General features: G+C 64.4%; 21 protein-coding genes. 10 read left to right on the top strand and 11 right to left on the bottom strand.

Annotated elements, in window-relative coordinates; translation table 11 throughout:
- Nucleotides 1–14 precede the first annotated feature (14 nt).
- The 4 genes from pta to AWB70_RS27670 all read right to left on the bottom strand — a co-directional run bounded on the left by pta (nt 15) and on the right by AWB70_RS27670 (nt 4,850).
- Nucleotides 15–1,028, bottom strand: coding sequence for a phosphate acetyltransferase (gene pta, locus AWB70_RS27685; protein ID WP_053570833.1), 1,014 nt, complete (start codon nt 1,026–1,028; stop codon nt 15–17).
- Between the two features lie 60 nt (nt 1,029–1,088).
- Nucleotides 1,089–2,855 (bottom strand): sulfoacetaldehyde acetyltransferase, encoded by a 1,767-nt coding sequence (gene xsc, locus AWB70_RS27680; protein WP_053571051.1) that lies wholly within the window; start codon nt 2,853–2,855, stop codon nt 1,089–1,091.
- Between the two features lie 295 nt (nt 2,856–3,150).
- Nucleotides 3,151–3,999 (bottom strand): IclR family transcriptional regulator, encoded by an 849-nt coding sequence (locus AWB70_RS27675; protein WP_053570832.1) that lies wholly within the window; start codon nt 3,997–3,999, stop codon nt 3,151–3,153.
- Nucleotides 4,000–4,097: 98 nt separating this feature from the next.
- The gene (locus AWB70_RS27670; protein WP_014193826.1) at nt 4,098–4,850 is read right to left on the bottom strand and encodes an IclR family transcriptional regulator; all 753 of its coding nucleotides are present in this window, start codon (nt 4,848–4,850) and stop codon (nt 4,098–4,100) included.
- Nucleotides 4,851–5,009: 159 nt separating this feature from the next.
- Between AWB70_RS27670 and AWB70_RS27665 the strand changes: the two genes are divergently transcribed.
- The 5 genes from AWB70_RS27665 (at nt 5,010) to AWB70_RS27645 (ending at nt 11,232) form a co-directional block, all read left to right on the top strand.
- Nucleotides 5,010–5,996 (top strand): AAA family ATPase, encoded by a 987-nt coding sequence (locus tag AWB70_RS27665; RefSeq protein ID WP_200826445.1) that lies wholly within the window; start codon nt 5,010–5,012, stop codon nt 5,994–5,996.
- The gene (locus tag AWB70_RS27660) at nt 5,993–7,726 is read left to right on the top strand and encodes a cobaltochelatase CobT-related protein (RefSeq protein WP_053570831.1); all 1,734 of its coding nucleotides are present in this window, start codon (nt 5,993–5,995) and stop codon (nt 7,724–7,726) included. Before AWB70_RS27665 ends, AWB70_RS27660 begins: the two co-directional genes overlap by 4 nt.
- A gap of 163 nt (nt 7,727–7,889) precedes the next feature.
- Nucleotides 7,890–9,293, top strand: a complete 1,404-nt coding sequence (locus AWB70_RS27655) for an NAD(P)/FAD-dependent oxidoreductase (protein ID WP_045456093.1) — start codon at nt 7,890–7,892, stop codon at nt 9,291–9,293.
- 33 nt (nt 9,294–9,326) lie between these two features.
- Nucleotides 9,327–9,710 (top strand): nuclear transport factor 2 family protein, encoded by a 384-nt coding sequence (locus AWB70_RS27650; protein ID WP_053570830.1) that lies wholly within the window; start codon nt 9,327–9,329, stop codon nt 9,708–9,710.
- A gap of 82 nt (nt 9,711–9,792) precedes the next feature.
- Complete coding sequence (locus tag AWB70_RS27645) at nt 9,793–11,232, top strand: amino acid permease (RefSeq protein WP_053571049.1); 1,440 nt, start codon at nt 9,793–9,795, stop codon at nt 11,230–11,232.
- A 70-nt stretch (nt 11,233–11,302) separates the two neighbouring features.
- Here the strand turns inward: AWB70_RS27645 and AWB70_RS27640 are convergent, their stop codons facing one another.
- On the bottom strand, nt 11,303–12,064 hold the full coding sequence (locus AWB70_RS27640; RefSeq protein ID WP_014193820.1) for an IclR family transcriptional regulator: 762 nt from the start codon (nt 12,062–12,064) through the stop codon (nt 11,303–11,305).
- Nucleotides 12,065–12,274: 210 nt separating this feature from the next.
- Here AWB70_RS27640 and sauS point away from each other — a divergent pair, with 210 nt between their 5' ends.
- The 3 genes from sauS to AWB70_RS27625 are packed head-to-tail and all read left to right on the top strand — an operon-like array spanning nt 12,275 to nt 16,711.
- Nucleotides 12,275–13,726, top strand: coding sequence for an acylating sulfoacetaldehyde dehydrogenase (gene sauS, locus AWB70_RS27635; RefSeq protein WP_053570829.1), 1,452 nt, complete (start codon nt 12,275–12,277; stop codon nt 13,724–13,726).
- A complete protein-coding gene (locus AWB70_RS27630) occupies nt 13,723–15,321 on the top strand; it encodes an AMP-binding protein (protein WP_053570828.1) in 1,599 nt (532 codons plus the stop codon). Before sauS ends, AWB70_RS27630 begins: the two co-directional genes overlap by 4 nt.
- A 49-nt stretch (nt 15,322–15,370) precedes the next feature.
- On the top strand, nt 15,371–16,711 hold the full coding sequence (locus tag AWB70_RS27625; RefSeq protein ID WP_045456105.1) for an MFS transporter: 1,341 nt from the start codon (nt 15,371–15,373) through the stop codon (nt 16,709–16,711).
- A gap of 26 nt (nt 16,712–16,737) precedes the next feature.
- On the opposite strand, the gene tssE is transcribed toward AWB70_RS27625, so the two are convergent.
- From tssE to tssK, 6 genes are all read right to left on the bottom strand, one after another.
- Nucleotides 16,738–17,163 (bottom strand): type VI secretion system baseplate subunit TssE, encoded by a 426-nt coding sequence (gene tssE, locus AWB70_RS27620; protein WP_045456107.1) that lies wholly within the window; start codon nt 17,161–17,163, stop codon nt 16,738–16,740.
- An 11-nt stretch (nt 17,164–17,174) separates the two neighbouring features.
- The gene (gene tssH / locus AWB70_RS27615; protein WP_053570827.1) at nt 17,175–19,826 is read right to left on the bottom strand and encodes a type VI secretion system ATPase TssH; all 2,652 of its coding nucleotides are present in this window, start codon (nt 19,824–19,826) and stop codon (nt 17,175–17,177) included.
- A gap of 113 nt (nt 19,827–19,939) precedes the next feature.
- Nucleotides 19,940–20,425 carry an Hcp family type VI secretion system effector gene (locus AWB70_RS27610; protein WP_014193814.1) on the bottom strand — a complete coding sequence of 162 codons (486 nt, stop codon included), beginning with the start codon at nt 20,423–20,425 and terminating at the stop codon, nt 19,940–19,942.
- A gap of 94 nt (nt 20,426–20,519) precedes the next feature.
- Nucleotides 20,520–22,202 (bottom strand): OmpA family protein, encoded by a 1,683-nt coding sequence (locus AWB70_RS27605; RefSeq protein ID WP_053571048.1) that lies wholly within the window; start codon nt 22,200–22,202, stop codon nt 20,520–20,522.
- A gap of 5 nt (nt 22,203–22,207) precedes the next feature.
- Nucleotides 22,208–22,936, bottom strand: coding sequence for a DotU family type IV/VI secretion system protein (locus AWB70_RS27600; protein WP_053570826.1), 729 nt, complete (start codon nt 22,934–22,936; stop codon nt 22,208–22,210).
- Nucleotides 22,933–24,285, bottom strand: a complete 1,353-nt coding sequence (gene tssK / locus AWB70_RS27595) for a type VI secretion system baseplate subunit TssK (protein WP_053570825.1) — start codon at nt 24,283–24,285, stop codon at nt 22,933–22,935. Before tssK ends, AWB70_RS27600 begins: the two co-directional genes overlap by 4 nt.
- 482 nt (nt 24,286–24,767) lie before the next feature.
- Between tssK and tssB the strand changes: the two genes are divergently transcribed.
- Together tssB and tssC are read left to right on the top strand one after the other, a co-directional pair.
- Nucleotides 24,768–25,280: a type VI secretion system contractile sheath small subunit gene (tssB, locus tag AWB70_RS27590; RefSeq protein WP_053570824.1), complete on the top strand. Its 513-nt coding sequence runs from the start codon at nt 24,768–24,770 to the stop codon at nt 25,278–25,280.
- A gap of 43 nt (nt 25,281–25,323) precedes the next feature.
- On the top strand, nt 25,324–26,877 hold the full coding sequence (tssC, locus tag AWB70_RS27585; protein WP_053570823.1) for a type VI secretion system contractile sheath large subunit: 1,554 nt from the start codon (nt 25,324–25,326) through the stop codon (nt 26,875–26,877).
- Nucleotides 26,878–26,906 lie beyond the last annotated feature (29 nt).

Below are 26,906 nucleotides of genomic sequence, written 5' to 3'. Positions count from 1 at the left end.
ATGCGTATCCGGTATCAGCGCGTTCGATGCCGCGCCGCCTGCGCCTGCACGCACGTCACGGCGATGACGTGATAGATGTCGTCGGCGCTGCAGCCGCGCGACAGGTCGTTGGCGGGCTTCGCGAGCCCTTGCAGAAGCGGCCCGATGGCCTTCGCGCCGCCAATGCGCTCCGCAAGCTTGTAGCCGATGTTGCCCGCTTCGAGGCTCGGGAAGATCAGCGTGTTCGCGTGCCCTTCGATCTGCGAGTGCTGCACCTTGCGCTGCGCGATCTCGGCGACGATCGCGGCATCGAGCTGCACGTCGCCGTCGATCGCGAGGCCGGGACGCGCTTCCTTCACGCGCCGGGTCGCATCGACCACCTTGTCGACGGCCGCATGATGCGCGCTGCCGCTCGTCGAGAACGACAGCATCGCGACGCGCGGATCTTCCATCAGCAGATTGCGCGCGCTGTCGGCGGCGGCGATCGCGATTTCCGCGAGCTGCTCCGCATTCGGCTCCACGACGAGCGCGCAATCGGAGAAGATGAGACCGCCTTTCATCGTATGGAAGGGCTCGCACAGCATCATCAAAAAGAAGCTGGAGACGAGCTTGAACGACTCACGCACCCCGATGATCTGGATGGCGTTGCGCACCACATCCGCGGTCGTGTTGACCGCGCCCGAAACCGAGCCGTCCGCCTCGCCCGTGCGCACCATCAGGTTCGCGAAGCACAGCGGATCGAGCACGGCGGCGCGCGCCGCTTCGGGTGTCATGCCTTTTTTCTCGCGCAGCGCGAAAAGTTCTTCCGCGAAGCGCGCGGAGAGCGGCGAATGCGAAGGATCGACCAGTTCGATACCTTCGAGATCGATGCCCGCGCCATCCGCGATCTGGTACGCGCGCGCCTTCGCGCCGACGAGCACGATACGCGCGATGCCTTCCTGGTGCGCGCGTTGCGCCGCCTGAAGCACGCGCGTGTCTTCGGCTTCGGAGAGGACGATGCGCATCGGCAGGTCGCGAGCCTGATCGATGATGCGATGCATGGCTTTCATGGCGGACTCGTTCCGGTGAGAAGAAATCGCCGCCCCGGAAGACGGGGCGGCGCGCAGGACTTAGACGTAGTCCTTGTACTTGTCGAGCATGCGAACCGGCTTCGCGAGCGCATCGCGGCGGAACGGATCGCCGAGTTCACGCGTGCACATGATCTCGATGATCGTCGTCTTGCCGTGATTCATCTGCAGATCGATGGCCTTCTTCAGCGCCGGGCCCACGTCCTCCAGCTTGTCGACGACGATGCCTTCCGCGCCCATCGCCTTCGCGATGTCGGCGAAGCTCTGGTTGTCCAGTTCGCCGGCGACGAAGCGGCGGTTGTAGAAGTCCACCTGGTTCTTCTTCTCCGCGCCCCACTGACGGTTATGGAACACGACCGCCGTCACCGGAATGTTATGGCGCACGCACGTCATGGTTTCCATCAGGCTCATGCCCCACGCGCCATCGCCCGCATACGAGACAGCCGGACGGTGCGGCGCCGCGACCTTCGCGCCGATGATCGTCGGGAACGCGTAGCCGCAATTGCCCCAGCTCATCGCCGCAAAGAAGCTGCGCGGCTTGTTGAAGCGCAGATAGCTGTTCGCCACCGAGTTGATGTTGCCGATGTCGGTCGAGACCATCACGTCTTCGGGCATCGCCTTTTCGAGCTCGCGCAACACCTGGCGCGGATGCAGATATTGGCCGCCGCTGAACGGCTTCTCGTTCTTCTGCTCTTCGATCATGTCGAGGCTGTACGGGTCGCGCTCGTGCGTCCATTCGTCGAGCTCTTTCTCCCACGCGGCCTTTTCATCGGCGATCGTCTTCGCACGGGCGTCCTTCGTCGCGTCGCAATCGAGCTGGCGATTCGCGAGACGCTGCGTGAGCGCGATGGCGGTCGCCTTCGCATCGCCGCAAATGCCGACCGAAATCTTCTTCACGAGGCCGAGCATCTTGTGATCCGCGTCGATCTGGATGACCTTCGCTTCCTTCGGCCAGTAGTCGAGACCGTGTTGCGGCAGCGTGCCGAACGGCCCGAGACGCGAGCCGAGCGCGATCACGACATCGGCCTGGCTGAGCAGCTTCATCGCGGCTTTCGAGCCCTGATAGCCGAGCGGGCCGCACCACAATTGATGGTTCGCCGGGAACGAGTCGTTATGCAGATAGCTGTTCACGACCGGCGCGCCGAGCCGTTCGGCGAGCGCCTTGCATTCCTCGATGGCGTCGGACATCACGACGCCGCCGCCCGAGATGATGACGGGGAATTTGGCTTGCGCGAGCAGATCGGCGGCTTCGTTCAGGCTTTGATCGCCGCCGGGGCCGCGGTCGAGCCGCTGCGGCTTCGGAATCTCGACCTTCACCTGACCGTAGAAGTAATCGCGCGGAATGTTGAGCTGCGTCGGGCCCATTTCCGACATCGCGCGGTCGAAGCAGCGCGCGGTGAATTCGGCCATGCGCGCCGGATGCGTGACGTGGCCCTGATACTTCGTGAATTCCTGGAACATCGGCAGTTGCTTCGCTTCCTGGAAGCCGCCGAGCCCGATGCCCATCGTGCCGGCTTCGGGCGTCACGATCACGACCGGGCTATGCGCCCAGTACGCCGCCGCTATTGCCGTCACCGCATTGCTGATGCCCGGGCCGTTCTGACCGATCACCACGCCATGACGGCCCGACACGCGCGAGTAACCGTCGGCCATGTGGCCCGCGCCTTGTTCGTGCACGACCGGAATGAGGCGGATGCCGGCGGGGGCGAAGATGTCCATCGCATCCATAAACGCCGAACCCATGATGCCGAACATTTCGGTCACGCCATTGGCGGCGAGCGTTTCGACGAAGGCTTCTGACGGGGTCATCGCCTGCGGACCGCTGGGCGTCGCGCTGGTGGCGGCGAGGGTGGTCTTGGAGGGACGTGCTTGGTCGTGCTCGCTCATGAGTGTCTCCGGTGAAAATAAAGCGGAACATTTGGTTCCGAAATTTGTATCGTGAATACATCGTAGGACGAGCCGATTTCGGCGTCAATCTATTTTTCAAATAAATGGAATGAATCGTCTCTAAAAAAATCGGAATGCCAGGGCGCTTTGGCGCGTGCGTCGCCGCCGGCGGCCCGTGCGGCGGGCGTCGGCGGGATTTTTCGGAAGGAGGAGGGAGCTAGCGTGCGGCGGGACGCTGGCGCGCCATGAGCGTCAGTCCGCCGGACGCGTCGATGAGCGTCGCGAGCTTCACGGCGGTTTCACGCAGTTGCGGCACCGCCTGAAGCAGATCGTTGAGATTGGCGCGGGCAGTCGGAGCGTGCGCCGCAAGGCACGCCAGCACGCGCCCGCTCGCCGCATCGACGATGGGCACCGCGACCGCGACCATGCCGAGCACGAACTCTTCGTTGTCGATGCCGATGCCGCGCGCGGCGAGCCGGTCCAGTTCGCCTTCGAGCAAGGCGGGATCGGTCAGCGTGCGATTGGTCCGCTTCGTGAGCGCGAGGCGGCCGAGTATCTGCCGGCGCTCGGCAAGCGGCATCTGCGAGAGGAACAGCTTGCCGCTCGCGGTGCAGTGCAGCGGCACGCGCATGCCGGCCTGCATGTGCAGGCGCAGCGGCTCGGCCGTCTCGACGCGCTCGATATAGAGCACCGTATCGCCGTCGAGCGCGGTGAGGTTGCAGCTTTCGCCGATCACATCGACGAGCGAACGCAGGATCGAGCGGCACGCGCGCGTGAACGAATTGTTGGCAAGCGTCGCGAGGGCAAGCTGGGCGGCGCGCGGACCGAGTGCGATGCCGCGGTCGGTGCCGCGCGAGTCGGGCATGTGCGTGACGTAGCCCTGCGCTTCGAGGGAATCGATCAGGCGCAGCAGCGTCGCCTTCGGGATGCGCACCCGCGCCGCGAGTTGCGACAGCGTGTAGGCATGGCCGGCCGCGGCCAGTTGTTCGAGCACCGCGAGCGGCCGAAGCGTGCGCGCTTCGTCGCCGGCGGGCTCGGCAGGATCGGATGGATGGGCGTCGCGCATGAACCGGAATCGGAACAAATGGTTTCAGATTACGGTTACTTTACGCGCAATCCGCCGTCCGACGCCAGAATTTTCGGAACAAGCGGTTGCAGTTTTATCTAGAACGTCTTGCCAAGCTCGATGGCGGCTTCCTTCAGACGCGGCACCATTTCCAGCGCGCGGGACAGCGGCGTGCGCGATACCGGCGCGTGAACGGCGATGGCGGCGATGCAGGTGCCGTTCGCATCGACGATCGGCGCCGCCGCGCACACGATGCCCTGCACGAATTCCTCGTTGTCGATCGCGACGCCTTTCTTCGCGATGCGATCGAACTCGGCTTCGAGCATTTCGGTATCGGTGATCGTGTTGGCGGTGTAGCGCTCCAGCTTCATCGCGCGCACGAGCGCATTGCGTTCCTCGCGCGGCCGGAGCGCGAGCAGCAGCTTGCCGCTCGCGCTGCACCACACGGGCACGTGCGAACCGGGCTTCAGATCGAGGCGCAGCGGCCACGGCGCTTCGACGCGGTCGAGATACAGCACTTCGTTCTCGTGCAGCATCGTGAGGTTGCAGGTCTCTCCGAGATCCGCGACGAGCCGCGTGAGAATCGCATGGCGCAGCCGCCGCGCGCCCGCGTGCGTCATCACGTTGAGGCCGAGCTGAGCGAGCCGTGGGCCGACTACGTACGCGTTCTTGTCGCCGGGCTCGCGAATCACGAGGCCGCCCGCTTCGAGCGACGCCAGCATGCGGTGCAGCGACGGCTTCGGCATGCCCATGTCATCCGCCATGTCCGTCAGCGACACGGGGTTGCCCGCCTGGACCAGATATTCGAGCAGCGCGAAGGCTCGCAGCGTGGGCGTGTCGGGCTTGTCCATCGGCATGTTTCCATATGATTTCGTTCGACATTATTTTAAATGAGGTGCCGAACGCCGTTATATAGGTCGAATGGATAAAAATAAACGAAATGATTTGTTCCGAAAAACGATAGTGGTTATGCTTGAGCCTCGACGAAAACCGCAACAGGGAGTCAGGCGATGATGCGCGACACAGGGTTGGATGAGCCGGACCGGCAGGTTTCAGTGCGTACGCTCTTCGGTATAGATTCGGATCTGCACGTGCCCGCGTTCGGCGCGCGCGACGCGCACGTTCCGGAAATCGACGAGGCGTATCGTTTCAATCCCGAGGTCACGCTCGCGATCCTCGCGGGCTTTGCGTTCAACCGGCGCGTGATGGTTCAGGGGCTGCACGGCACCGGAAAATCGACGCACATCGAACAGGTGGCGGCGCGCCTGAACTGGCCCTGCATGCGCGTGAACCTCGACGGCCACGTGAGCCGCCTCGATCTCGTCGGCAAGGATGCGATCGTCGTGCGCGACGACGTGCAGGTCACGGAGTTTCAGGAAGGCATCGTGCCGTGGGCGCTGCAGCGGCCCGTCGCGCTCGTTTTCGACGAATACGACGCCGGCCGGCCCGACGTGATGTTCGTGATCCAGCGCATTCTGGAGCGCGACGGCAGCTTCACGCTGCTCGACCAGAACCGCGTGATCCGGCCGCATCGTTTCTTTCGGCTGTTCGCGACGACCAACACGATCGGTCTCGGCAATCTGAACGGCATGTATCACGGCACGCAGATGCTGAATCACGCGCAAATCGACCGCTGGAACGTGGTTGCAACGCTCAACTATTTGTCGCGCGAGGAAGAGGCGCGCATCGTGCTCGCGCGCGTGCCGCAGCTCGATCACGAAGCGGGGCGCGCGCTCGTCGATTCGATGGTCGCGATGGCCGGATTCACGCGGCGCGGCTTTCAGGCGGGCGATCTCTCGACGCTGATGTCGCCGCGCACCGTGATCAGCTGGGCGGAAAACTGCGAGGTGTTCCGCGATCCGGAGCTCGCGCTGCGTCTCACTTTCCTCAACAAATGCGACGAAGCGGAACGGCCGATCGTCGCGGAATATTTTCAGCGCGCGTTCGGCGAGGAACTGGACACGCCCTCGCAATGGCACGACGAGACGGCGAAATGAGCGGCCCGCGCGAACCTGCGCGTCGCGATGCGCTGTGTGCCGCGACCGTGCGCGCGTTGACCGGCGACGAAGCCTTGCACTATCGCGGCGGCACGCTGTACCGGCACTTGCGGCCCGTGCGGATGCACGCGCCGCACTTGCGCGGCGATCATCGCGACGAAGAAGACTTCGCGTCGGCGCGCGGCGCGGCGGATGCGTCCGCGCTGCGCATCGCGTATTCGGATGCGGCGCTGCATCGTGCGCTCGCGCCGGATGACGCCGTCGAACGCGTCGTCTTCGACATGCTCGAACAGTTGCGCTGCGAAACGCGCGTGAGCGCTGGTCTGCAAGGCGTGAAGCGCAACGTGCGGCATCGCTTCGACGCATGGTCGCGCGCGTGCCACGCGGCGGGCCTGCTCGACAGCGACATCGGCTTGCTGATCTACACGGTTGCGCAAATGGCCGCCTCGCGCCTGTCGGGCCGCGCGGTGCTCGAAGAAACGGAAGGGCTCATCGAAGCGACGCGCATGGCGCTCGCGCCGCCGCTCGGCAAGGCGCTCGCGGGCATGCGGCGGCATTGCGGCGATCAGCGCGCCTTTGCGGCGCATGCGCTGGATATCGCGCAGCACGTCGGCTCGATGGTGCGCAACGCGCGCAATGCGTTCGTCGAAAGCAATGCATCGTCCGATGACGACGAAAATGAACCCGCGCGCACCCTGCTCGGCACATGGTTCGATATCGACGATGAAGAAGGCGATATCGAACGGCTCGCGCTCGCGGCGAGCGGCGACAGCAGCGCGCGCGATGCTTCCGGCGAGGACTATCGCATCTTCACGACGCGTTACGACGACACCGTTCGCCCCGCCACGCTGATCCGCGCCGCATTGCTGCGCGAGTATCGCGAACGTCTGGACGATTTGATCGCCGCGCGGCATATCAGCGTGCCGCGTCTCGCGCGCCTGTTGCAGGCGTCGATCACGGTTCCGCGCCGCGATGGCTGGTCGTTCGGCGAGGAAGACGGGCGCATCGACGGCAGGCGCCTCGCGCAAGTGGTTGCATCGCCGAATGAGCGGCGCGTGTTCAGGCGCGAGCGAGAGCGGCCGCATGCGGATTGCGCGGTGAGCTTTCTCATCGACTGCTCGGGGTCGATGAAGGCGAGCATCGAGCCCGTCACGGTGATGATCGACGTGCTCGTGCGGGCGCTCGGCATGGCGGGCGTCGTGACGGAAGTGCTCGGCTTCACGACGGGCGCATGGAACGGCGGCCGCGCGAAGCTCGACTGGCTCGCGAAGGGCAGGCCGCGCCATCCGGGCCGGCTCAGCGAAGCGCGCCACATGATTTTCAAGGAAGGCGATGCGAGCTGGCGCGCCGCGCGCGGCGATATCGCGGCGCTGTTCAAGGCCGATCTGTTTCGCGAGGGCATCGACGGCGAAGCGGTGGATTGGGCCTGCTCGCGCCTGATGGCGCGTGACGAGGCGAGAAGGATCCTCGTCGTGATCTCCGATGGCAGCCCGATGGACAGCGCCACCGCGCAGGCCAACGATTCCAATTATCTCGATCAGCATCTGCGCGAAGTGGCCGCCAGGCACGAGGCGGCGCGCCGGGTCGAAGTGCTCGGGCTGGGCGTGGGGCTGGATCTGAGCCCGTATTACCGGCATCACTTCGCGGTCGATCTATCCGTGCCGCCCGACATGACGCTGTTTGCGAAGCTGGCCGCGTGGCTCGGGGCGCGGCGCAGGAGCGGCGTTTGAGGTGCTTTCGAGCCTCGAATTAAGCGCCGCGATAACTCATCTCACCCCCTTGGAGCCATCGAAAGTTCCTGACTGGTACTAAGCCGCCGCCTCGTTTGGATGCAGTATGGAATCAAATTCCAAGGAGACATCGGTGGCTACTCTCGACTACGTTGCGCCGGCCATGCATGGCGCGTGCGCACCCTACGATCCGCTCTACGATCCGCTCGTCTCGCGTATCGGCCCGCAACCGATGGATTACGCGCCCACCTACTGGGTTGCGTCCGCAGGCGAGCCGCCCGAAGACGACGGCCCCTTGCCCGGCGATGCCGATGTCGATGTGCTGATCGTCGGCGCGGGATTCACCGGCCTGTCCACCGCGCTCTTTCTTGCTCGCGAGCATGGCATTCGCGCGACCGTCGTCGATGCCAATCGCACGGCGTGGGGCTGCACGAGCCGCAACGGCGGGCAAGGGCAGAACGCGAGCGGGCGTCTCTATCGCTCGCAATGGATCGAGCGCTGGGGCAAGAAGACGGCCCTCGAACTCGATGCTGAAATCCGCGAAGGCTTCGACACGTTCAAGCGGCTGATCGGCGAATTCAATTGCGATCCGCAACCGGGCGGGCATCTCTACATCGCGCATCGCGCGCGCAAGATGGACTTTCTCACGAACGAATGCAAGGTCATGCGCGATGTCTTCGGCTACGACACGCGCATGCTGAGCGCGCAGGAAGTCGCGCAATCGTACGTCGATGATCGCGAAAGCTGCGGCGCGCTGCTCGAACCCGATGGCATCGGCGTGCATCCGCTCAAGCTCGCGTTCGGCTATCTGCGCATGGCGCGCTCGCTCGGCGTGAAGGTGCATCCGGGCACGCCGGTGCAGGGTGTGGAAACGATTCGCGGCGTGCATCACGTGAAGACGCCGCGCGGCGTGATCCGCGCGAAAGCGGTTGCGTTCGCGACGGGCGGCTACACGCGCAACGACATGCACAGCGCGCTCTCGGCGAAGATCATGCCGATTCTCTCGAACTCGCTCGTGACGCGCCCGCTCACGCAGGACGAACTCGCATCGACGAATTTCCGCTCGCGTCTGGTGATCACCGATACGCGCACGCTGCGCTTCTACTATCGCCTGTTGCCGGATAACCGCGTGCAGATCGGCAGCCGCAGCGCGATCACGGGCGCGGATGCCGCGAATCCGCGGCATATGGACGTGCTCATCGAAGGCCTGCATCGCAAGTTTCCTTCGCTGAAGGGCATACGTATCGACTATTCGTGGTGGGGCTGGGTCGATGTCAGTCACGACATGATGCCGCGCGTCGCGCAGCCCGATCCTCAGCAAAGCATTTTTTATGCGGTCGGTTATGGCGGCAACGGCGTGTCGTTCTCCGCGCATGCGGGACGGCGTATGGCCGAGCGTATCGCGGGCAAATGGCAGCATGCGCGCGATGCGCTGCCGATCTACGAATCCGCGCTCGAATATCCGAACGTGATGGGCATGGTTCGCTGGAAAGGCTTCGCGCCGTTCCGTCGCGTGGGCCAGCGGTTTCTTTATCACAAGTATCTGGCGCAGGACGAAAAGCGCTGATCTCTTTCTTCAACGTACTCACCACATCGGCATATGAGCACTCAAACGAATCAGGATTACCTCCGCCTTCTGCAAGCATTCAACGAGGCGTGGAACCGCCACGACATCGATGCGCTGATGAACTGCATGGCGGACGAATGCGTCTTTCACGGCGTAGCCGGACCCGATACGCTCGGCCGCACCTTCACGGGCCGCGATGACGTGCGCAAGGGCTTCACGCTCGCATGGGAAACGTTCCCCGATGCCTCGTGGCAGGACGGCGAGCATTTCGTGAGCGGCGAGCGCGGCGTATCGGAATCGACGTTTCGCGGCACGAAGGCGGACGGCTCGCGCATCGAAGCGCGCATGGTCGACGTCTTCACGTTCAGCAACGGCAAGATCGCGGTGAAGAACGCGTATCGCAAGAGCGCTGCATGACGGAATGAAACGCATCGACCCGCTGGCAATGAATCGGCGGGCGATCGTCAAATCGACACAAGCCCATCAGGAAGGAGACGACATGCAATCGAGCACGGATCAAGGCGATCTGAAATGTGGCCTCAAGCAGCGCCACATGACGATGATCGCGTTAGGCGGCGTCATAGGCGCCGGACTTTTCGTCGGCAGCGGCGTGGTGATTCAGCAGGCCGGGCCCGCCGCCATTCTTTCTTTTCTCATCACGGGCGGCCTCGTCGTGCTCGTGATGCGCATGCTCGGCGAGATGGCCTGCGCGATGCCCGCCGTCGGCTCGTTCTATGAATACGCGCGTCTCGCGTTCAAGACGCCACGCGGGCCGGGCAAGCTCGCGGGCTTTCTGACGGGCTGGATGTACTGGTACTTCTGGGTCATCGTGATCGCGCTCGAAGCGGTCGCGGGCGCGAAGCTCGTGCAATTCTGGATACCCGACGTACCAGCGTGGATCATCAGTCTCGTGCTGCTCGTCGTGCTCACGCTGACGAACCTCATCTCGGTCGGCAGCTACGGCGAGTTCGAGTTCTGGTTCTCGTCGATCAAGGTCGGCGCGATCATCGTGTTCCTGTTTCTCGGCGGCCTGTACGTATGCGGCCTGTGGCCCGCGTCGATGCACACGACCGATGTCGCCTCGACCTTCCTCGGCCACGGCGGCTTCATGCCCAACGGCATAGGACCAGTCATGACAGGCGCGGTCGCCGCGACGGGCTTCTACTTCGGCGCGGAGATCGTCACGATCGCGGCGGCGGAAGCGAAAGAGCCCGCGAAGGCCGTCGCGAAGGCGACCAATTCGGTCATCACGCGCGTGCTCGTGTTCTATGTCGGATCGGTTGCGCTGGTCGTGGCGCTGGTGCCGTGGAACTCGCATCAGATGGCGACGCCTTATGTAAGCGCGCTCGAAGTGATGGGCATGCCTGCCGCCGCGAACGTGATGAACGCGATCGTGCTGACCGCCGTGCTGTCCGCGCTGAACTCGGGCCTGTACGCCGCATCGCGCATGCTGTTCGCGTTGACGCGCCACGGCGACGCGCCGCTCGGCCTCGCGAAGGTCAACAAGCGCGGCGTGCCGGTGCGCGCGATTCTGCTCGGCACGGTGTTCGGCTATGTCTCGGTGGTGATGTCGTATATCTCGCCGGATACGGTGTTCGCGTTCCTCGTCAATTCCTACGGCACCGTGGCGATCTTCGTGTACCTGCTGATCGCGTTCTCGCAACTGCGGCTGCGTGCCCGCATGACGAGCTTCGAAGCGAACGACCTGCGCGTGCGCATGTGGGGATTTCCCTATCTCACGTGGCTCGCGATCTTCGGGATGACGGCGATTCTCGTCGCGATGGCCTTCATTCCCGATCAGCGCAAACCGCTGTGGCTGGGCGTCGCGAGTCTCGGCATTCTGATCGTCGCGTATATCGTGTTCAAGCGCGGCCGCAAAGAGGTCGAGATCGAATCGGAAGATCATTCGGCGCAGCATCTGCAAACCGTCGAACGATAAGCGTTAAATCAGAGGCCGGTTTGCGATGCAGCAAACCGGCCTTTGTCGTTCTCTGAAGTTCTCTAAAGCGTCATTCCCTGAAGGTCTTGGCGGTTTCCTCGGCCGTGCGGCGCAGATCCGGCTCGAAGGCGAGCAGTTGATCGAGCGCGACGCGCCCCACCGGCGCCTGAATGGCGATCGCCGCGCATGCGCGATTGCGGTCCAGCATCACCGGCACGGCTATCGCGACGAGTCCCTGCAAATGCTCCTGATTGTTGATGGCGAGCATGCGGCGGCGCGTCAACGCCAGTTCGCGGCGCAACGCATCGCGATCGGTAATGGTGCGTTCGGAATAGGATCGCAACGGCAGGCGCTCGATCATGCGCTCGCGCCGTTCCTTCGGCAGAAAGCTCAGCAATAGCTTGCCGCTTGCCGAACAATGCAGCGGCACATGCGAGCCGGGCTGCAGATGCATGCGCAGCGGCCAGCCCGTTTCCACGCGATCCACATAGACGACGTCGTTGCCCGCGAGCATCGTGAGATTGCAGGTTTCACCGACGCGCGCGACGAGCTGTTCGAGCAGCGCATGACGCGCCGCGGCGGGCCCCGCATGCATCAGCACGTTGATGGCGAGCGTGCGCACGCGCGCGGAGCATTCGTAGAGCCGGTCGCTTGCGCCGCGCGTGACGAGCCATGCGTCCATCAGTTGCACGAGAATGCGATGCACCGTCTGCTTCGGCAGGCCGAGCGCGTCGACGAGCTCGGTCATCGAGAGCGGGCGGTTCGCTTCGGCAAGCGTTTCGAGCACGCGGAACGCGCGCACGGCGGCGGCATTCGATTGATTCGACGTCACGTTGCTTGTCTCCGTCTGCTGACTTTGCGTTTGTATTTCATTGTGCGTCGAAAACAGCGCTTTTCGGGACTCTGGAAAGTCCCGAAAAGCTGATTTTTCGATGCTGACGGTTTTGCCGCATGCGTTAGTCCAGAAAACGGGACCGCGCGACGGACACGGCTGACTAGATTGGATAGCACCTCCAATCTTCCAACAGCCGAGGTTTATCGCATGAATGACATGGCAAGCGGCGCAACACTCGCGCGTTCCCGCGACGACGCGCCCGATACCAACGAAGCCGATGTAAAACGCATCGTCGAGCGGGCGCGCGCCGCGCAACGCCGCTTCGAGCAAGCGGGACAAGAGACGCTCGACACCGCCGCCGCGGCCGCCGCGTGGGCGATCATGGAGCCGCAACGCAACCGGCGGCTCGCCGAGCTTGCCGTGCGCGATACCGGTCTCGGCAACGCCGACGACAAGTTCCGCAAGAACCATCGCAAGACGCTCGGCCTGTTGCGCGACCTTCACGGCGTCGCCACGACGGGCGTGATCGCGCGCGACGAAGAACGCGGCATCGTCGAGATCGCGCGCGCGGCGGGCGTGGTGGCGGCGATCACGCCATCGACGAATCCGGCCGCCACACCCGCGAACAAGATCGTCAACGCGCTCAAGTGCGGCAACGCGGTGATCGTCGCGCCTTCGCCGAAGGGCTATTCGTCGTGCGCGTTACTTATCGACTTCATCCATGCGGAGTTCGCGAAGGCCGGTCTCGATCGCGATCTCGTGCAGATGTTGCCGCAGCCGATCGGGAAGGCGGCCACCGCCGCGCTGATGAAGCTCGCGGATCTCGTCGTCGCGACCGGATCGCAAGCCAACGTGCGCATGGCGTACACGAGCGGCACACCGGCCTTCGGCGTGGGTGCGGGCAACGTTGCGTCGATCGTCACGGCGCGCGCTCATCCGGATGATGCGGCGCAAAAGATCGCGCTCTCGAAGACCTTCGATAACGCGACGAGCTGCTCGTCGGAAAACAGCGTCGTGATCGAAGACGCGATGTATGCGCGCATGGTCGATGCATTGACGAAGCAGGGCGGCGTCATGCTCGATGCGTCGCAGAAGGCGCGCTTGCAGGCGGCGATGTGGCACGACGGCAAACTCTCGGCGCACTGCACGGCGCGTAGCGCGGCGGTCATCGCGCGCGAAGCCGGCCTCGACGATATCGCCGCGCGCGAGCCGGCATTCCTGATGGTCGAAGAAACCGGCTACGGACCCGGCTATCCGTTTTCCGGCGAAAAGCTCTCGCCCGTGCTGACGGTTTATCGCGCGCGCGACGTTGCGCACGCCATCGATATCGTGCGCGGCATATACGGCTACATGGGCGCGGGACATTCGGTCGGCGTGCATGGCGCCGACGACGCGCTCGCGGTCACGCTCGGCATGCAGTTGCCGGTGGCGCGCGTGATCGTCGATCAGGCGCATTGCCTCGCGACCGGCGGCAACTTCGACAACGGCCTGCCGTTCTCGCTCTCGATGGGCTGCGGCACCTGGGGCGGCAATAACTTCTCGTCGAATCTCGGCTATCGGCAATACCTGAACGTGACGCGCGTCGCGTACCAGATCGAGGAACACGTGCCTGATGTCGATGCGCTGCTCGGCGATTACTTCCGGAGGGTCGGACGATGAGCGCGCTGCCCGATCGAATCGTATCGGCCGAACCGCTTCCGCTCGATGCGCCGACGCTGCGCGCGTTGATCGATGCGCGCGCCGAACACGCGCCGGAGAAACCGTTCCTGCTCTCCGCGACGCACGAAGACACGCTGACCTTCGGCGCATTGCGCGACGACTGCATCGCGCTCGCCACGCGCTTTGACGAAGCCGGCTTGCGCCCGGGCGATGTCGTCTCGGTCTTCATGGGAAACGGCATCCAGACCGCGCGCCTTCTGCTGGCGGCGATGTATGGCGGGTTCGTCGCCAATCCGCTGAATCTGCTATGTCAGCCGTCGCAGGTGCGTTATATCGTCGAGCATTCGGATACGCGCGCGATCTTCGTTGCGGACGATACGCGCGACACGATCGTCGAAGCGATCGATGCGCTGCGCCGCGAAGGCATGGAACGCGATATCGCGGTGATACACACATCGCCCGATGCGAACGCGCTGCCCGACATCCCGGCGCTTCCCGAACGCGCGATGCCGCCCGCGCGCGATGAAACGCCGGGAACGCGGATCGTCGCGGGCGAGACCGCGCTCCTGATGTACACGTCCGGCACGACGGGCGCGCCCAAGGGCGTGTTGCTGAGTCATCGGAGCCTGCTCGCGAACATGCGCAATATCAGCGCGGAGCACCGCCTGTCCGACGATGATCGCGTGCTCGTCTCGTTGCCGCTTTATCACATCAACGGTCTTGTCGTCGCGCTTCTGACACCGCTCTTTCATGGCGGCTCCGCGGTGATGACGCCGCGCTTTTCCGCGCGCACGTTCTGGAACGAGGCATCGCAATACGGCTGCACGTGGATCAACGTCGTGCCGACGATCGTCGCGTATCTCCTGAACGGCGAGGGCGCGCAAGACTGCGATCTTTCCGCGCTCAAGTTTTGCCGCAGTGCGTCGGCGGCATTGCCGGCCGATCATCATCGCGCGTTCGAGGCGCGCTTTGGCATCGGCATCATAGAAACGATGGGGATGACGGAGACCGCCGCGCCAGCATTTAGTAATCCGTATGACCATGCGATGAGGCGGCTGGGCAGCATCGGCCTGCCGTCGGGCGGCGAAGCGAAGATCGTCGCTCTCGATGGACGCGAGTGCGCGCCCGATGAAACCGGCGAGCTCGTGCTGCGCGGCGAGCAACTGATGAGCGGCTATTACAAGCGTCCCGACGAAACCCGTCATGCCTTCACCGACGACGGATGGCTGCGCACCGGTGATCTCGGCTATCGCGATGCGGCCGGTTTCTTCTACATCAACGGCCGCGCGAAGGAACTGATCATCAAGGGCGGCGAGAACATCGCGCCGCGCGAGATCGATGAAGCGCTGCTGCGTCATCCCGGCGTGCTCGAAGCGGCGGCGGTCGGCGTGCCCGATCCGGCGTACGGACAGGACATCGTCGCGTTCATCGTGCCGAGCGGCGGCGCGCAGTCGCTCGATATCGCGGAACTGCGCGCGCATTGCTTGCGCGAACTCGGCCGCTACAAGACGCCGCGCGAATTCCACTTCACCGACGCGTTGCCGCGCGGGCCGTCGGGCAAGGTGCAGCGCCTGAAACTCGTGCAGCCCGCGTAAGCGAAGGCTCAACCATTCCACATCAGATGGACATAGGATAGGAGACAGCATGAACAATCATCGTCAGCGCGTGAAGACGCGCCATATCATTCTCGGCGTGATGTGTCTGATGTACTTCATCTCGTACATCGACCGGGTGAACATCGCGGTTGCGGGACCGTTGATCCGTCAGGAGATGGGATTGACGTCCGTGCAGCTCGGACTCGTGTTCTCCGCGTTCGCGTATCCGTATGCGGTGATGCAGATCGTCGGCGGATGGCTCGCGGACCGATTCGGACCGAAGCTCGTATTGACCGTGCTCTCGCTGATCTGGGGCGCAGCGACGCTCGCGACGGGCTTCGCGGGCAGCATCGGCATGCTGGTGCTGATGCGGCTCGCGCTCGGCATCGGCGAAGGCGGCGCATTTCCGACCGCAACGCGCGCCTTCACCTTCTGGATGCCCGTGCATGAACGCGGCTTTGCGCAAGGGATCACGCATAGCTTCGCGCGGCTCGGCGGCGCGGTGACGCCGCCGCTCGTGCTCGCGGTCGTGGCCGCGGCGGGCTGGCGCGAGGCGTTCATTCTGCTGGGCGTTGCGAGCCTTGCGTGGACGGTGCTCTACTTCTTCGTGTTCACCAATTCGCCCGACGAGAATCGGCGCATCACGCCCGAGGAGACCGCGGAGATCGGCTACCGCGCGGGGGACTGCGCGCGCGCGAGAAAGAATCCGACGCCGTGGCGCAAGCTGATTCATCGCATGTGGCTCGTGACGTTCGTCGATTTCTGCTACGGCTGGCTGCTGTGGGTGTATCTGACGTGGCTGCCTTCGTATCTGAAGGAAGCGCGCGGCTTCGATCTCAAGCATCTCGCGCTCTTCACCGCGTTGCCGCTGCTCGCGGGCGTGATCGGCGATACGCTCGGCGGCGTGATATCGGACCGCATCTACAAGATGACGGGCAAGCTGCGTCTCGCGCGTTGCAGCATCCTGGTGGTCGGCATGGGCGGATCGCTCGCTTTTCTCGTGCCGATGGTCAATGCCCCCAGCCCGATCGCGGCTGTGTGGTTCCTGACGGGATCGTTCTTCTTCCTTGAGATCACGAATCCGGTGTTGTGGACCTTGCCGCTCGATATCGCGGGCAAGTATGCGGGCACGGCGGGCGGCATGATGAATACCGGCTTCGGGATTGCGGGGATGACGTCGCCGGTCGTGTTCGGTTATCTCATTCAGGAGACGGGCAGCTATAACGTGCCGTTCACGATCTCGGCCGCGCTGCTTGCGGTCGGCGCGTTCGCGGCGCTTTTCATCGATACGAGCAAGACGGTGGAGGCCGATGAGGCGCGTGAGGCGCGCAGGAGGGATGGGGTGGGGGTGCCGGCGCTTGCGGGTGGGGCGGGGAATTGGCAGGAGTAGGGGGCGGTTGCGATTCGGGGGAAGGTCTAAATCTTCCCCTCACGCACGCGCCGCTCCAGCCTGAAAACGCCGGGCGGCGTGAAATACGTCCCGAAGCGCACGAGCCCCGCGCGCTTCAGATGACAGATCATTTCGAAACTGACTTGCAGTCCCGGCTCGGGCGTCTCCACCATCTGGATGTCGATCGCCCGGATGCGCGGCTCGTACTTCAGGACCGTCGTTTCCATCTGCTCCTTGAGCGCCTGCGACGACGCGGGCAGCGCCTTGTAGATGTTGGTCAGATCAGGCAAGCCATAGTCGGGCAGATGCTTGAGCGCACCGGCCCGCGTGTTCAGAATGCGCCGCACGTTCTGTTGCACGCTCAGGATTTCGAGCGTGCGGTCGTCGAAATCCGCGAGCGGCTCGCCGTCGATCTGGCCAAGCAGCATTTCATAGAGGGACGGGCCGGGCATGTTCGCTCGCCTCAACCGGCCGCGAAACCGGCTTCATCGCAATCCACGAACTCGATCGTCAGATTGCCTTCTTCCGATTGCGCGAGACGAATCTCTGCAGGCGCGGCGCCGCTCGCCATTCGCGTGAGCAGTTCGCGCGATACCGTCGGCAGAATGCGCTGATCGAGAAACGCGTCGATGCTGCGCGCGCCCGATTCGCGCGACAGGCTGAGATCAGCGAGCGATCCGATCAGCGAGTCGTCGCAGACGAGTGTGACGCCGTGCTGCCGCTTCAGACGACCGGCGATCTTCGCGATCTTCAGCCGCACGATGCTGCCGAGGGCGCTCACATCCAGCGGCCGGTAGACGAGCGTCTGGAAGCGCGCGAGCAGCGCCGGCTGGAAGTGCCTGACGAGCGGTTCATGAATAGCGTCGAGCAGCGCGGCGTGCGCGATGTCGGGCATGTCCGTGGCCGCGTCGTGAATCTGCTCGCTGCCGAGGTTCGAGGTCATCAGAATCACGCAATTGCGGAAGTCGATCTCGCGGCCTTCGCCGTCGCGCATCGATCCGCGGTCGAACACCTGATAGAACATGTCGAGCACATCGCGGTGCGCCTTCTCGACTTCATCGAGCAACACCACGCTATAAGGCCGCTGACGCACGGCTTCGGTCAGAATGCCGCCGCGTCCGTATCCGACGTAGCCCGGCGGCGAGCCCTTCAACTGTGAAACCGAGTGCGCTTCCTGATACTCCGACATGTTGATGGTCGTGAGCGCGGCCTCGCCGCCGAACAGCACATCGGCGAGCGCGAGCGCCGTCTCGGTCTTGCCGACCCCCGAGGTGCCCGTCAGCAGAAATACGCCGAGCGGCGCGTGCTCGCTCTTGAGCCCCGCTTTCGCGGTGCGCAGGCTTTGCGCGAGCATGCCGAGCGCGTCGTCCTGCGCGATCACGCGTTTTTGCAACTGATCTTCCAGCGTGAGCAGATTCAGCAGTTCGTCTTCGACGAGATTGCCGACCGGCACGCCCGTCCATTCCGCGACCACGCGTGCGATGGCTTGCGCATCGACATCGGCGAAGATCAGCGGGGTCTTGCCTTGCGCTTCGGCGAGCGCGTTCTTTGCCGTCGCGAACGCGTGCGCGTCCGGCCGGGTCTGGCCGTCGCCGCGTTGTTTCAGCAGCGCCTGAACCAGCGAGCGCTCGCGTTCGTAGCGCGCCTGAACGTCGGCCAGTTCGTGATTCGCCTGCGCGAGCGCGGCGACGAGCGTTTCGCAGCGCGCGGCCGCGTCGTCGATGCCCGCGCGCTCGTCCGCGTCGATGGCCGAGCGTTCGAGCTCCAGCGCCGCCACGGCCGCACGGGCGCGCTGCAATTCGGCGGGCGGCGTGTCGATACCCATGCGCACGCGCGCGGCGGCGGTGTCGATCAGATCGACGGCCTTGTCCGGCAACTGACGCGCGGGGATATAGCGGCGCGAGAGCTTGACCGCCGCAACAAGCGCTTCATCGCGGATGTGCACGTCGTGATGCTTCGCGTAGCGCGTCGCGAGGCCGCGCAGCATGAGACAGGCCGCTTCGTCGTCCGGCTCCTCGACCTTGACCATCTGGAAGCGCCGTTCGAGCGCCGCGTCGCGCTCGAAGTATTCCTTGTATTCCGACCATGTGGTCGCGGCGATGGTGCGCAATTCGCCGCGCGCGAGCGCCGGCTTCAGCAGGTTGGCCGCATCCGAGCCGCCGGCCGAATTGCCCGCGCCGATCAGCGTGTGCGCCTCGTCGATGAAGAGCACGATCGGCGTCGCCGAAGCCTTCACCTCGTCGATCACGTTCTTCAGGCGCTGCTCGAATTCGCCTTTCACGCCCGCGCCGGCCTGCAGCAGCCCGAGATCGAGCGTGAGGATGCGCACGTCGCGCAGGGGCGACGGCACGCTGCCTTCCGCCACGCGCAGCGCGAAGCCTTCGACGAGCGCCGTCTTGCCGACGCCTGGTTCGCCGACGAGGATCGGGTTGTTCTTGCGGCGGCGCACGAGCACGTCGATCATCTGCTGAATTTCGCGATCGCGGCCGAACACCGGATCGATCTCGCCGCGGTGCGCCTTGTCCGTCAGATCGATCGCGAAGCGCGCGAGGGCTTCGCCTTCGGTCGAGCGCGGCGGCGTTGCGGGCGTTGCCGGCGCGGGTGCGGCCGCGGCGTCGTCGTCTTCTTGCTGCGCTGACGCGTTCTCGCACGATGCGCGTCCGAGACGCGCCAACACGCGCTCGATCTGCGCGCCGGAAAGGGAGAAGAGCGGCCACGCATCCTGCGTGCGCATCGCGTGCGGCGCGGCGATGATCGCGCTCAGCAGATGCGCCGAGCGGATCGTGCCGTCGATATCGTCACGCGACGCGAGATTCCACGCGTCCTGCAATACGCTCGCGAGCTGAATGGAGAGCGACGGCATGCCGCGCAGCGTGCGCGGAAGGCGATCGATGGCGGCGAGCAGCGCATTCCAGATCGCTTCGACATCGATCTCATAGTGACGCAGGATCGCCGGAATATCTCCGTCGTCCGCCTCGATCAGCTTCAGCAGCCAGTGCTCGACGGTGATTTCGTCGGCGAGGCGCGTCTGGCACAGGCTCGCGGCCGCTTCGAGCGTGCGGGCGCAGTGCGGGTTGAGACGGCGAAGCAGATGAGTGGAATCGCGCAGAGTCATGGAAAGTCCGGTGACGAGGGATGAAAGAGGGAGGCGGGATAGGGAAATCGAAGACGTGAAGCCAGCCCGCTGCAAGCGGACTGGCTCCGACGACTTACGTCGTCATGAGGCGCTTACGCGCGCTCGTTCCACGTGTCCTTGTGGATGATGTTGCCGTCCTTGTACGACCAGGTGATCTGTTCGTAGCGCAGTTCGACTTCTTCCAGGTGGTTGTGCTTCTCGTAGGCCGGATTCTTGATGTCGAGCATCTTCGGACGCACTGCGACGACCTTGACGTTGTCGAGCTTGGTGTTGAAGTACTCCTTTTCCTTGCCCGCGTCGTCGATCTTGTACCACTTGATCTCGACCGACTTCAACGTCTGGCCGCTCGTCACCGCCTTGTACAGGTACGGCGTCGATGAGTCGGTTTCCTTCGTCAGCGTGATCGGTGCGTGGACACGCGTGCCGGTCAGCTTGCCCGTGTTGCCATCGGTCGGAATGTGCACGCCGTGATCGAACTCGACGATTTCGACGCTGCCTTCGCGACCTTGCACCGTGACGGAACCCTTGATGTCGGCGCCGCCGTCATCCTTCAGCCACAAATATGCGGGAATTGCCATTTACTGCTCCTCGTTGGTACTGCCAAGCAATGCTCAGGATGGTTCCTGAGCCACAAGATCCCGGAGACGAGCCCCGGGGATTCAAATAGGGATGTCACTGCGCGCGCGCTGCCGTCTCCGGCACCAGCGTGATTTCCACGCGACGGTTTCTCGCGCGGCCCTCGGGCGTGCGGTTGTCCGCGATCGGCCGCGTGTCGCCGTAACCCTGCACCGCGAACTGGGTCGCCGGAATGCCCGTCGCTTCGATCAGCCAGGTACGCAACGCCGCCGCGCGCGCGTTCGAGAGCCTGAGATTGCTGTTCGCATCACCCGAATCGTCGGTATGACCGGCGATCAGGATGCGCTTGCCGGGATGCGCCTTGATCATTTCGACCGCTTCGACGAGCGTGCGCGTGGAGCCGGGCTTCAGGTTCGCCTTGCCGCTGTCGAAGAGCGACATGTTGTCGAGCGTCACGACGGTTGGCGGCGGAGGCGGCGGCTGATAGCTGGCGATGGCCGTGTTGAGCGCGGGCAGAAGTTGCGCGCCGTGATACAGCCCGAACGACAGACGCAGCGGCACGCCGGTGCGCGCGTAGCGGTCGAGTTCGTCGCGATCGGCGACGAGCGCGCGCAAGGCGTCGCGTCGCGCGTCGTCGTGATCCGCGGCGATGGAGGCGTAACGGCCCAGATCCGCATGCACCCGGTCGAGCAATTGGGCGTTGTGACGGCCCGCGCCGAGAAAGGCGGCGCCCGCGGCCAGCGCCGTGATGCCGATGGCGTGCGCGAACGCGGCGAGACGCGGCGAGATCGCCACGCGGCGCGGCATCGCTTCGATCAGTGGCTGCGGCAGCGGCCACGGCGCGGGCGTCGCATCGACGCGCGCCGGCGCGATGCGCGTGTGCCGCTGCACGTCCTGCTCCCACGGTTTTCCGGCGTCGCTGGCGGGGCCGCAGTCGATCCAGCCCGCGCCATGGAGCGCCCAGGGCGCGGCGGGCTGGCGCGGATCGGTGAGCGCGCCGAAGATCACGCGCTGCGTCCATCCGACGATCGATGCGAGCGCGGCGGCATGGACGGCCGCATAGCGCGCGTCCGGGTCGGGGCGGGGATCGTTCTCCGCGTTCCGGATGACGGCTTCGATGCGTTGCGCGTCGATGAGCGGCGCACTGGCGGAGACGCTGTGCCACTGCCGCGCGAGATCCGCATCGCGCGGCGCGAGCGGCGTCAGCCGCTGATACACGGCGACATAGCCCGGCAGGCGCGCACCGACGATACGGGCGGCATCGGCGAGCGCCTGCCGTGTCACGCGCAGGCGCTGCACGAGCGCATCGGCATCGGCGTGAAGCGCGGGCGCCACGCTCAGCACGACGCCGTCCGGCGGCTGGCCGTCACGCCACTGGCGCATCGCGAGCGCGACCTGAGGCAGATCCTGCGGGCGATCGACACGCAGCCAGATCGCGCCGTCGCCGATATACACGAGACGCGTTGCGCCCGCGCCGTGGTCGAAGAGCGATGCGAGCGCGTCGCCCGTGACGAGCACGAGCGGCATGCGGGCGCGCAGGCTCAGCGGAATATCGACCGTTGCCGCGCCCAGCGCCTGCAGAATCGGCGCGCTCTGCCTGCGCGCGTGAGACAGGCGCCGCGTGCGCCAGCCGACGAGCGCCGCCGCGACGATCAGAATCGCGACCGTGGAAAGCCAGAGCCATTCCTTGCCGAACGGCTGCACGAGCCCGTTGACGGCGAGCGCGAGCAGCGCCGCGAAGACGACGATCGTGCGAGCCGGATAACCCAACCTTTGCATGGCGTTCACGGCTTGACGGTGTGCGGGAGCAGCGCGGCGAGCTGTGCATCGAGCACGGCATGCCAGACGAGCCAGGCGACGAGCGCGACGATGCAGCCGAATGCCGCGATCGCCCACGGCGACATGCGCCGGAACGCGTCGCCGAAACGCCGTCCCGGCTGGTCGATGACGAGCGAACGCTCGCGCTGCGGGCGAAGCCGCTCGATCAGCGCGTTCAGTTCGGCCATGAGCGTTTGCCGCTCGTTCGCGCCGTGGAGCGCGTAGCGGCCGAGAAATCCGAGACCGAGAATCGCCGCGTAGCATTCGAGCAGGTCGGTCTGCGGCGATCGCTCGCGCATGCGCAACTCCAGCCGTTCGAACACGCGCTCGCCGGCATCGTGCTGGTTGAACTGCTGCACTTGCAGGGGATAAGCGGACCAGTTCGACCGGTCTTGCCCGGAAAGATGCTGGAGCGCGGTTTCGTCGAGCAGCGCGCATTGCGCTTTCAATGCGTCGTCGCGCACGTCTTCCGGATAGCCCCGGCGATCGAGCGCCGCGCTGAAATCGGCGACCATCGAGGTGCAGCGCGCGCGCAGGGCTTCGAAGTCTCCGGCCGCGCCGCCTGTCGACAGCGTCGCCACGAAGAGCGCTGTGTCGCGCAGGAGATCGCGGATGCCGCTCGCGGATGCAGAGGCCGCCCCCGACGTCGGTTCGACGAGCGGCGCTTGCGCGTGAGACGAAGTCAGCATGTTCATGAGCGCAGCACCGCGTAGAGTTCGAGCGAGACATCCGGCACGGATGTCGGCAGATAGATCTGGCAAGCCCGCGCGGCCAGCATGCGTGCGAGCGCCGGGCTCGCCGCATCGAGCGCGAAGTATTGATTGTCGAGACGCACGGGAATCGCGGCCGGTACGCGCTGGACGGCTTTCAGCGCGATGCCCGCGAGCGCCGAATTGACGATGTGATCGACTTCGTCCGGCGCGCCGATCTTGCACAGGCGCGGAATCCGTTCGACGAGCTCGAAGGCGGGCAGCGTCGAGTTGACCGACAGATACCAGTCGGCGGCGCCTTCCGCGATGCGCGTATCGAGAATCTTGCCGTTCCAGGTCGTCGCGTTGTCATGCGCGAGATCGATCGGCACGACCCGCGACGGAATGATCGCGTCGAGCAGATTCCGGATCATCGATTCGAGCTCGGCGAACACTTCGTCCGCGCGAACATGGTCGTAGGACGGGATATCCGTGAGTTGCGAACCCGTGGAGAAGGTCAAGAGGGCGCTCGCGAGTTCGGATAGCACCGCGTACAGCCGCTCGGGCGGCAGGTTCGGATTCGACGCGAGGAAGCGCAGCCTGGGCCACGCCGCATGAATGCAGTGCAGCAGCCAGAACAACTGGACGTCGGCGACGCCGTATTCGGCCACCTGTTCGATGCGTTCGCTGCGCCGCGCGCCGAGCGCGAGGCTCTTGGCCAGCAGGATGTCCGCCATGCGCGTGATGCGCTCCACATGCAGCGCATGCGCACCGAGCGACAGGCAAGGCGGCACATAGCGGCGGTCGAGCTGGAACTGTCCGCTCGTCGATCGCGTGAGACGCGCGATGGCGCAGACGGTGTCGTCGGCATGCGGCTCGAAATCGAAGAGCAGGCGCACGGCATGACGCTCCGCGGCGATCTCGACATCGTCCGAGCCGTTCAGATCGACCACCTTGACGAACTCGCGGTACGAGCGGCGCGGGCGCGTGAGTGTCGACTCGTCCATGCGGCAGTTGTTGCCGTTGGCATCGGGCAGGGCGAGCGCGGCAAGCACCGTGACGCTTTGCCGTTCCGAACCCACGCCTTGCGACAGGTCGCGCGCGGGCGGCAGCGGTTGCGCGGCCGAGGTGTCGATGGGCGTGCCGTCGGGAAACCGCAGCTTCAGCCTCGAGAGCTTGAAACGGCCGGCGGCAAGCGCGTCTTCGTCGACTTCGACGCCGAGCGTTCCCCACGGTTGCGCGAGCGCGGCCGTCGTGAACTGGCGCAGAGTGAACTCCGTCCACCTTTCCTGTTGCTGGAAATGCTGCTGCGTGAGAATCAGGCCTTCGTGCCAAAGCGGTTTGTCTATCCGCATGAATGTCGTTTGTAATGCTTATTAGAATGAATTAGGGACGTGATTCTATAGCCGGAGATTCAATTCGTATACCTAGCCATATAGAGGGATCTGAAGCGGTGCGAAGAGCGAGATCCGTTTGATAACAAGTACTTGTCTCAGGATGAACGCATGGAAACGCTATTCCGGGACGAGCGTGATGTAGTTGAGATTCGTCAATTAATGTATGCGCCAGCGTTGGCATGCGCGCCCGTGCGGGCGAGGCGATATTCGTGGACGCGTGCTAAGTCATTGTTAGTGAAAGTGATTTAATTTGTGGAGTGCCAATCTGCAAATTATTTAGGCAGACTGATAGATGCTTTAAGGTTGATGTGAAACCTGTTCTAATACGGCCCCAATCAAGCGCTTGAGCGCGAGTGCGGTCAATGCCTCCCGGGTGCAGCAAAAATCAGTTTCACATCTCAATATCGAGATGAGTTTGGTCTTTTTACTAAGGATTATTGATGGATAGCTTCCAGAGAGAGATTCCCAAAAGCCGAGTTTCGATCACGCTCGATCTGCATACGGGTGGCGCGCAAAAGAAGGTCGAATTGCCGCTCAAGCTGCTCGTCGCGGGCGATTTCAGCGCGGGGCGTGAGCAGGCGCCTTTGTCCGAGCGCAAGAAAGTCAACATCGACAAGAACAATTTCGATGCGGTGCTCGCCGACTACGCGCCGGACCTGAAGTTCGCAGCCGAGAACACGCTCGCGAGCGATGGCTCCGAGTTGCCGGTCAACCTCTCCTTCCGTTCGATGAAGGACTTCGAGCCGGAGCAGGTGGCGCGTCAGATTCCCGAGTTGCAGGCGCTGCTCGCCGTGCGCAATCTGCTGCGCGACCTGAAGTCGAATCTGCTCGACAACGGCACGTTCCGCCGCGAGTTCGAAAAGATCCTGAAGAACAAGGAACTGTCCGACAAGCTGCGCGGCGAGCTCTCGCAGATCGCCACGGCGGCGACGCAGCCCGAAGGACACGCCTGAGCCTTCCGGCTCGCATCGACCCGCATCCCAGACAGGACCCGAAATGAACAAGAAAGAAGCCCGCGCGAGCGCCGCTGGCGAGACCGTCGTGCTCGACGCCCCGCAAGCGTCACATGGCGACAGCGTCTACGCTGCCCTCTGCGACAAGATCAATCTGAGCCCGGTGTCGCAGGCGCGCCCGCTCGAAGCATTCCGTGACAACGACATGCTGTCCGAAGCCTCCGCCGACGAGCGCCTGGCGCGCGGCATGGGCGCGTTCCTCGATCTCGTCGCGCAGACGAGCAAGCCGGTGGATCGCCTCGACAAGTCGCTGCTCGATTTCTTCATCGGTCAACTGGACCGGCAGATCAGCCGTCAGCTCGATTCGGTCATGCACAACCCCGAATTTCAGGCGCTGGAAGGCCGCTGGCGTGGCCTGAAGATGCTTGTATCGCGCACGGATTTCCGCAAGAACGCGCGTATCGAGGTGCTCGACGTCTCGAAGGACGCGCTCGTGCGCGACTTCGAAGACGCGCCGGAACTGATCCAGAGCGGGCTGTACCGGCTCACGTACATCGAGGAATACGACACGCCGGGCGGCCAGCCGATCAGCGCGATGATCAGCGACTTCGAATTCGCGAACTCGCCGCAGGACGTGGCCTTGCTGCGCAACATCTCGAAGGTCGCGGCGGCGGCGCATATGCCGTTCATCGGCTCGGTGGGCGCGGCCTTCTTCGGCAAGAAGTCGATGGAGGAAGTCGCGGCCATTCAGGATATCGGCAACTATTTCGATCGCGCCGAATACATCAAGTGGAAGAGCTTCCGCGACACGGACGACTCGCGTTACGTCGGTCTCGTGATGCCGCGCGTGCTGGGCCGCCTGCCCTACGGCAAAGATACGACGCCCGTGCGCGCGTTCAACTACGAGGAGCAGGTGAAGGGCCCGGACCACGATCGCTATCTGTGGGTGAATGCGTCGTTTGCGTTCGCGGCGAACATGACGCGCAGCTTCGTGAACAACGGCTGGTGCGTGCAGATTCGCGGCCCGCAGGCGGGCGGCAAGGTGGAAGACCTGCCGGTGCATCTGTACGACCTCGGTACCGGCGTGCAGCCGAAGATCCCGACCGAAGTGCTGATTCCCGAGACGCGCGAGTTCGAGTTCGCCAACCTCGGCTTCATTCCGCTCTCGTTCTACAAGAACCACGATTTCGCGTGCTTCTTCTCGGCGAATTCGTCGCAAAAGCCCGCGCTCTACGAGACCAAGGAAGCGACGGCGAATAGCCGCATCAACGCGCGTCTGCCGTACATCTTCCTGCTGTCGCGCATTGCGCATTACCTGAAGCTGATTCAGCGCGAGAACATCGGCACGACCAAGGATCGTCGTCTGCTGGAGCTCGAACTGAACAACTGGATCAAGGGCCTCGTCACCGAGATGAAGGACCCGGGCGACGAACTGCAGGCGTCGCATCCGCTGCGCGAGGCGAAGGTGATGGTCGAAGACATCGAGGACAACCCCGGCTTCTTCCGCATCAAGCTGTTCATCGTGCCGCACTTCCAGGTGGAAGGGATGGATATCGGCCTGTCGCTGGTGTCGCAGATGCCGAAGGCGAAGAGCTGATTCTTTGGGTTAGCGTCGAATAGAAAAAC

The organism is Caballeronia cordobensis (assembly GCF_001544575.2).
Taxonomy (GTDB): Bacteria; Pseudomonadota; Gammaproteobacteria; order Burkholderiales; family Burkholderiaceae; genus Caballeronia; species Caballeronia cordobensis.
Note: the sequence above shows the minus strand (reverse complement) of the source record. Positions and strands in the feature narration are given on the sequence as shown.

Bases quoted from the DNA above. Each gene is read 5' to 3' on its own strand.
- tssB (WP_053570824.1), top strand. From the start codon at position 24,768: ATGGATAGCTTCCAGAGAGAGATTCCCAAAAGCCGAGTTTCGATCACG.
- AWB70_RS27625 (WP_045456105.1), top strand. From the start codon at position 15,371: ATGAACAATCATCGTCAGCGCGTGAAGACGCGCCATATCATTCTCGGC.
- AWB70_RS27600 (WP_053570826.1), bottom strand. From the start codon at position 22,936: ATGAACATGCTGACTTCGTCTCACGCGCAAGCGCCGCTCGTCGAACCG.
- AWB70_RS27605 (WP_053571048.1), bottom strand. From the start codon at position 22,202: ATGCAAAGGTTGGGTTATCCGGCTCGCACGATCGTCGTCTTCGCGGCG.
- tssH (WP_053570827.1), bottom strand. From the start codon at position 19,826: ATGACTCTGCGCGATTCCACTCATCTGCTTCGCCGTCTCAACCCGCAC.
- AWB70_RS27660 (WP_053570831.1), top strand. From the start codon at position 5,993: ATGAGCGGCCCGCGCGAACCTGCGCGTCGCGATGCGCTGTGTGCCGCG.
- tssC (WP_053570823.1), top strand. From the start codon at position 25,324: ATGAACAAGAAAGAAGCCCGCGCGAGCGCCGCTGGCGAGACCGTCGTG.
- AWB70_RS27650 (WP_053570830.1), top strand. From the start codon at position 9,327: ATGAGCACTCAAACGAATCAGGATTACCTCCGCCTTCTGCAAGCATTC.
- pta (WP_053570833.1), bottom strand. From the start codon at position 1,028: ATGAAAGCCATGCATCGCATCATCGATCAGGCTCGCGACCTGCCGATG.
- tssK (WP_053570825.1), bottom strand. From the start codon at position 24,285: ATGCGGATAGACAAACCGCTTTGGCACGAAGGCCTGATTCTCACGCAG.
- AWB70_RS27630 (WP_053570828.1), top strand. From the start codon at position 13,723: ATGAGCGCGCTGCCCGATCGAATCGTATCGGCCGAACCGCTTCCGCTC.
- AWB70_RS27645 (WP_053571049.1), top strand. From the start codon at position 9,793: ATGCAATCGAGCACGGATCAAGGCGATCTGAAATGTGGCCTCAAGCAG.
- xsc (WP_053571051.1), bottom strand. From the start codon at position 2,855: ATGACCCCGTCAGAAGCCTTCGTCGAAACGCTCGCCGCCAATGGCGTG.
- AWB70_RS27675 (WP_053570832.1), bottom strand. From the start codon at position 3,999: ATGCGCGACGCCCATCCATCCGATCCTGCCGAGCCCGCCGGCGACGAA.
- AWB70_RS27610 (WP_014193814.1), bottom strand. From the start codon at position 20,425: ATGGCAATTCCCGCATATTTGTGGCTGAAGGATGACGGCGGCGCCGAC.
- AWB70_RS27665 (WP_200826445.1), top strand. From the start codon at position 5,010: ATGATGCGCGACACAGGGTTGGATGAGCCGGACCGGCAGGTTTCAGTG.
- tssE (WP_045456107.1), bottom strand. From the start codon at position 17,163: ATGCCCGGCCCGTCCCTCTATGAAATGCTGCTTGGCCAGATCGACGGC.
- AWB70_RS27655 (WP_045456093.1), top strand. From the start codon at position 7,890: ATGCATGGCGCGTGCGCACCCTACGATCCGCTCTACGATCCGCTCGTC.
- AWB70_RS27670 (WP_014193826.1), bottom strand. From the start codon at position 4,850: ATGGACAAGCCCGACACGCCCACGCTGCGAGCCTTCGCGCTGCTCGAA.
- sauS (WP_053570829.1), top strand. From the start codon at position 12,275: ATGAATGACATGGCAAGCGGCGCAACACTCGCGCGTTCCCGCGACGAC.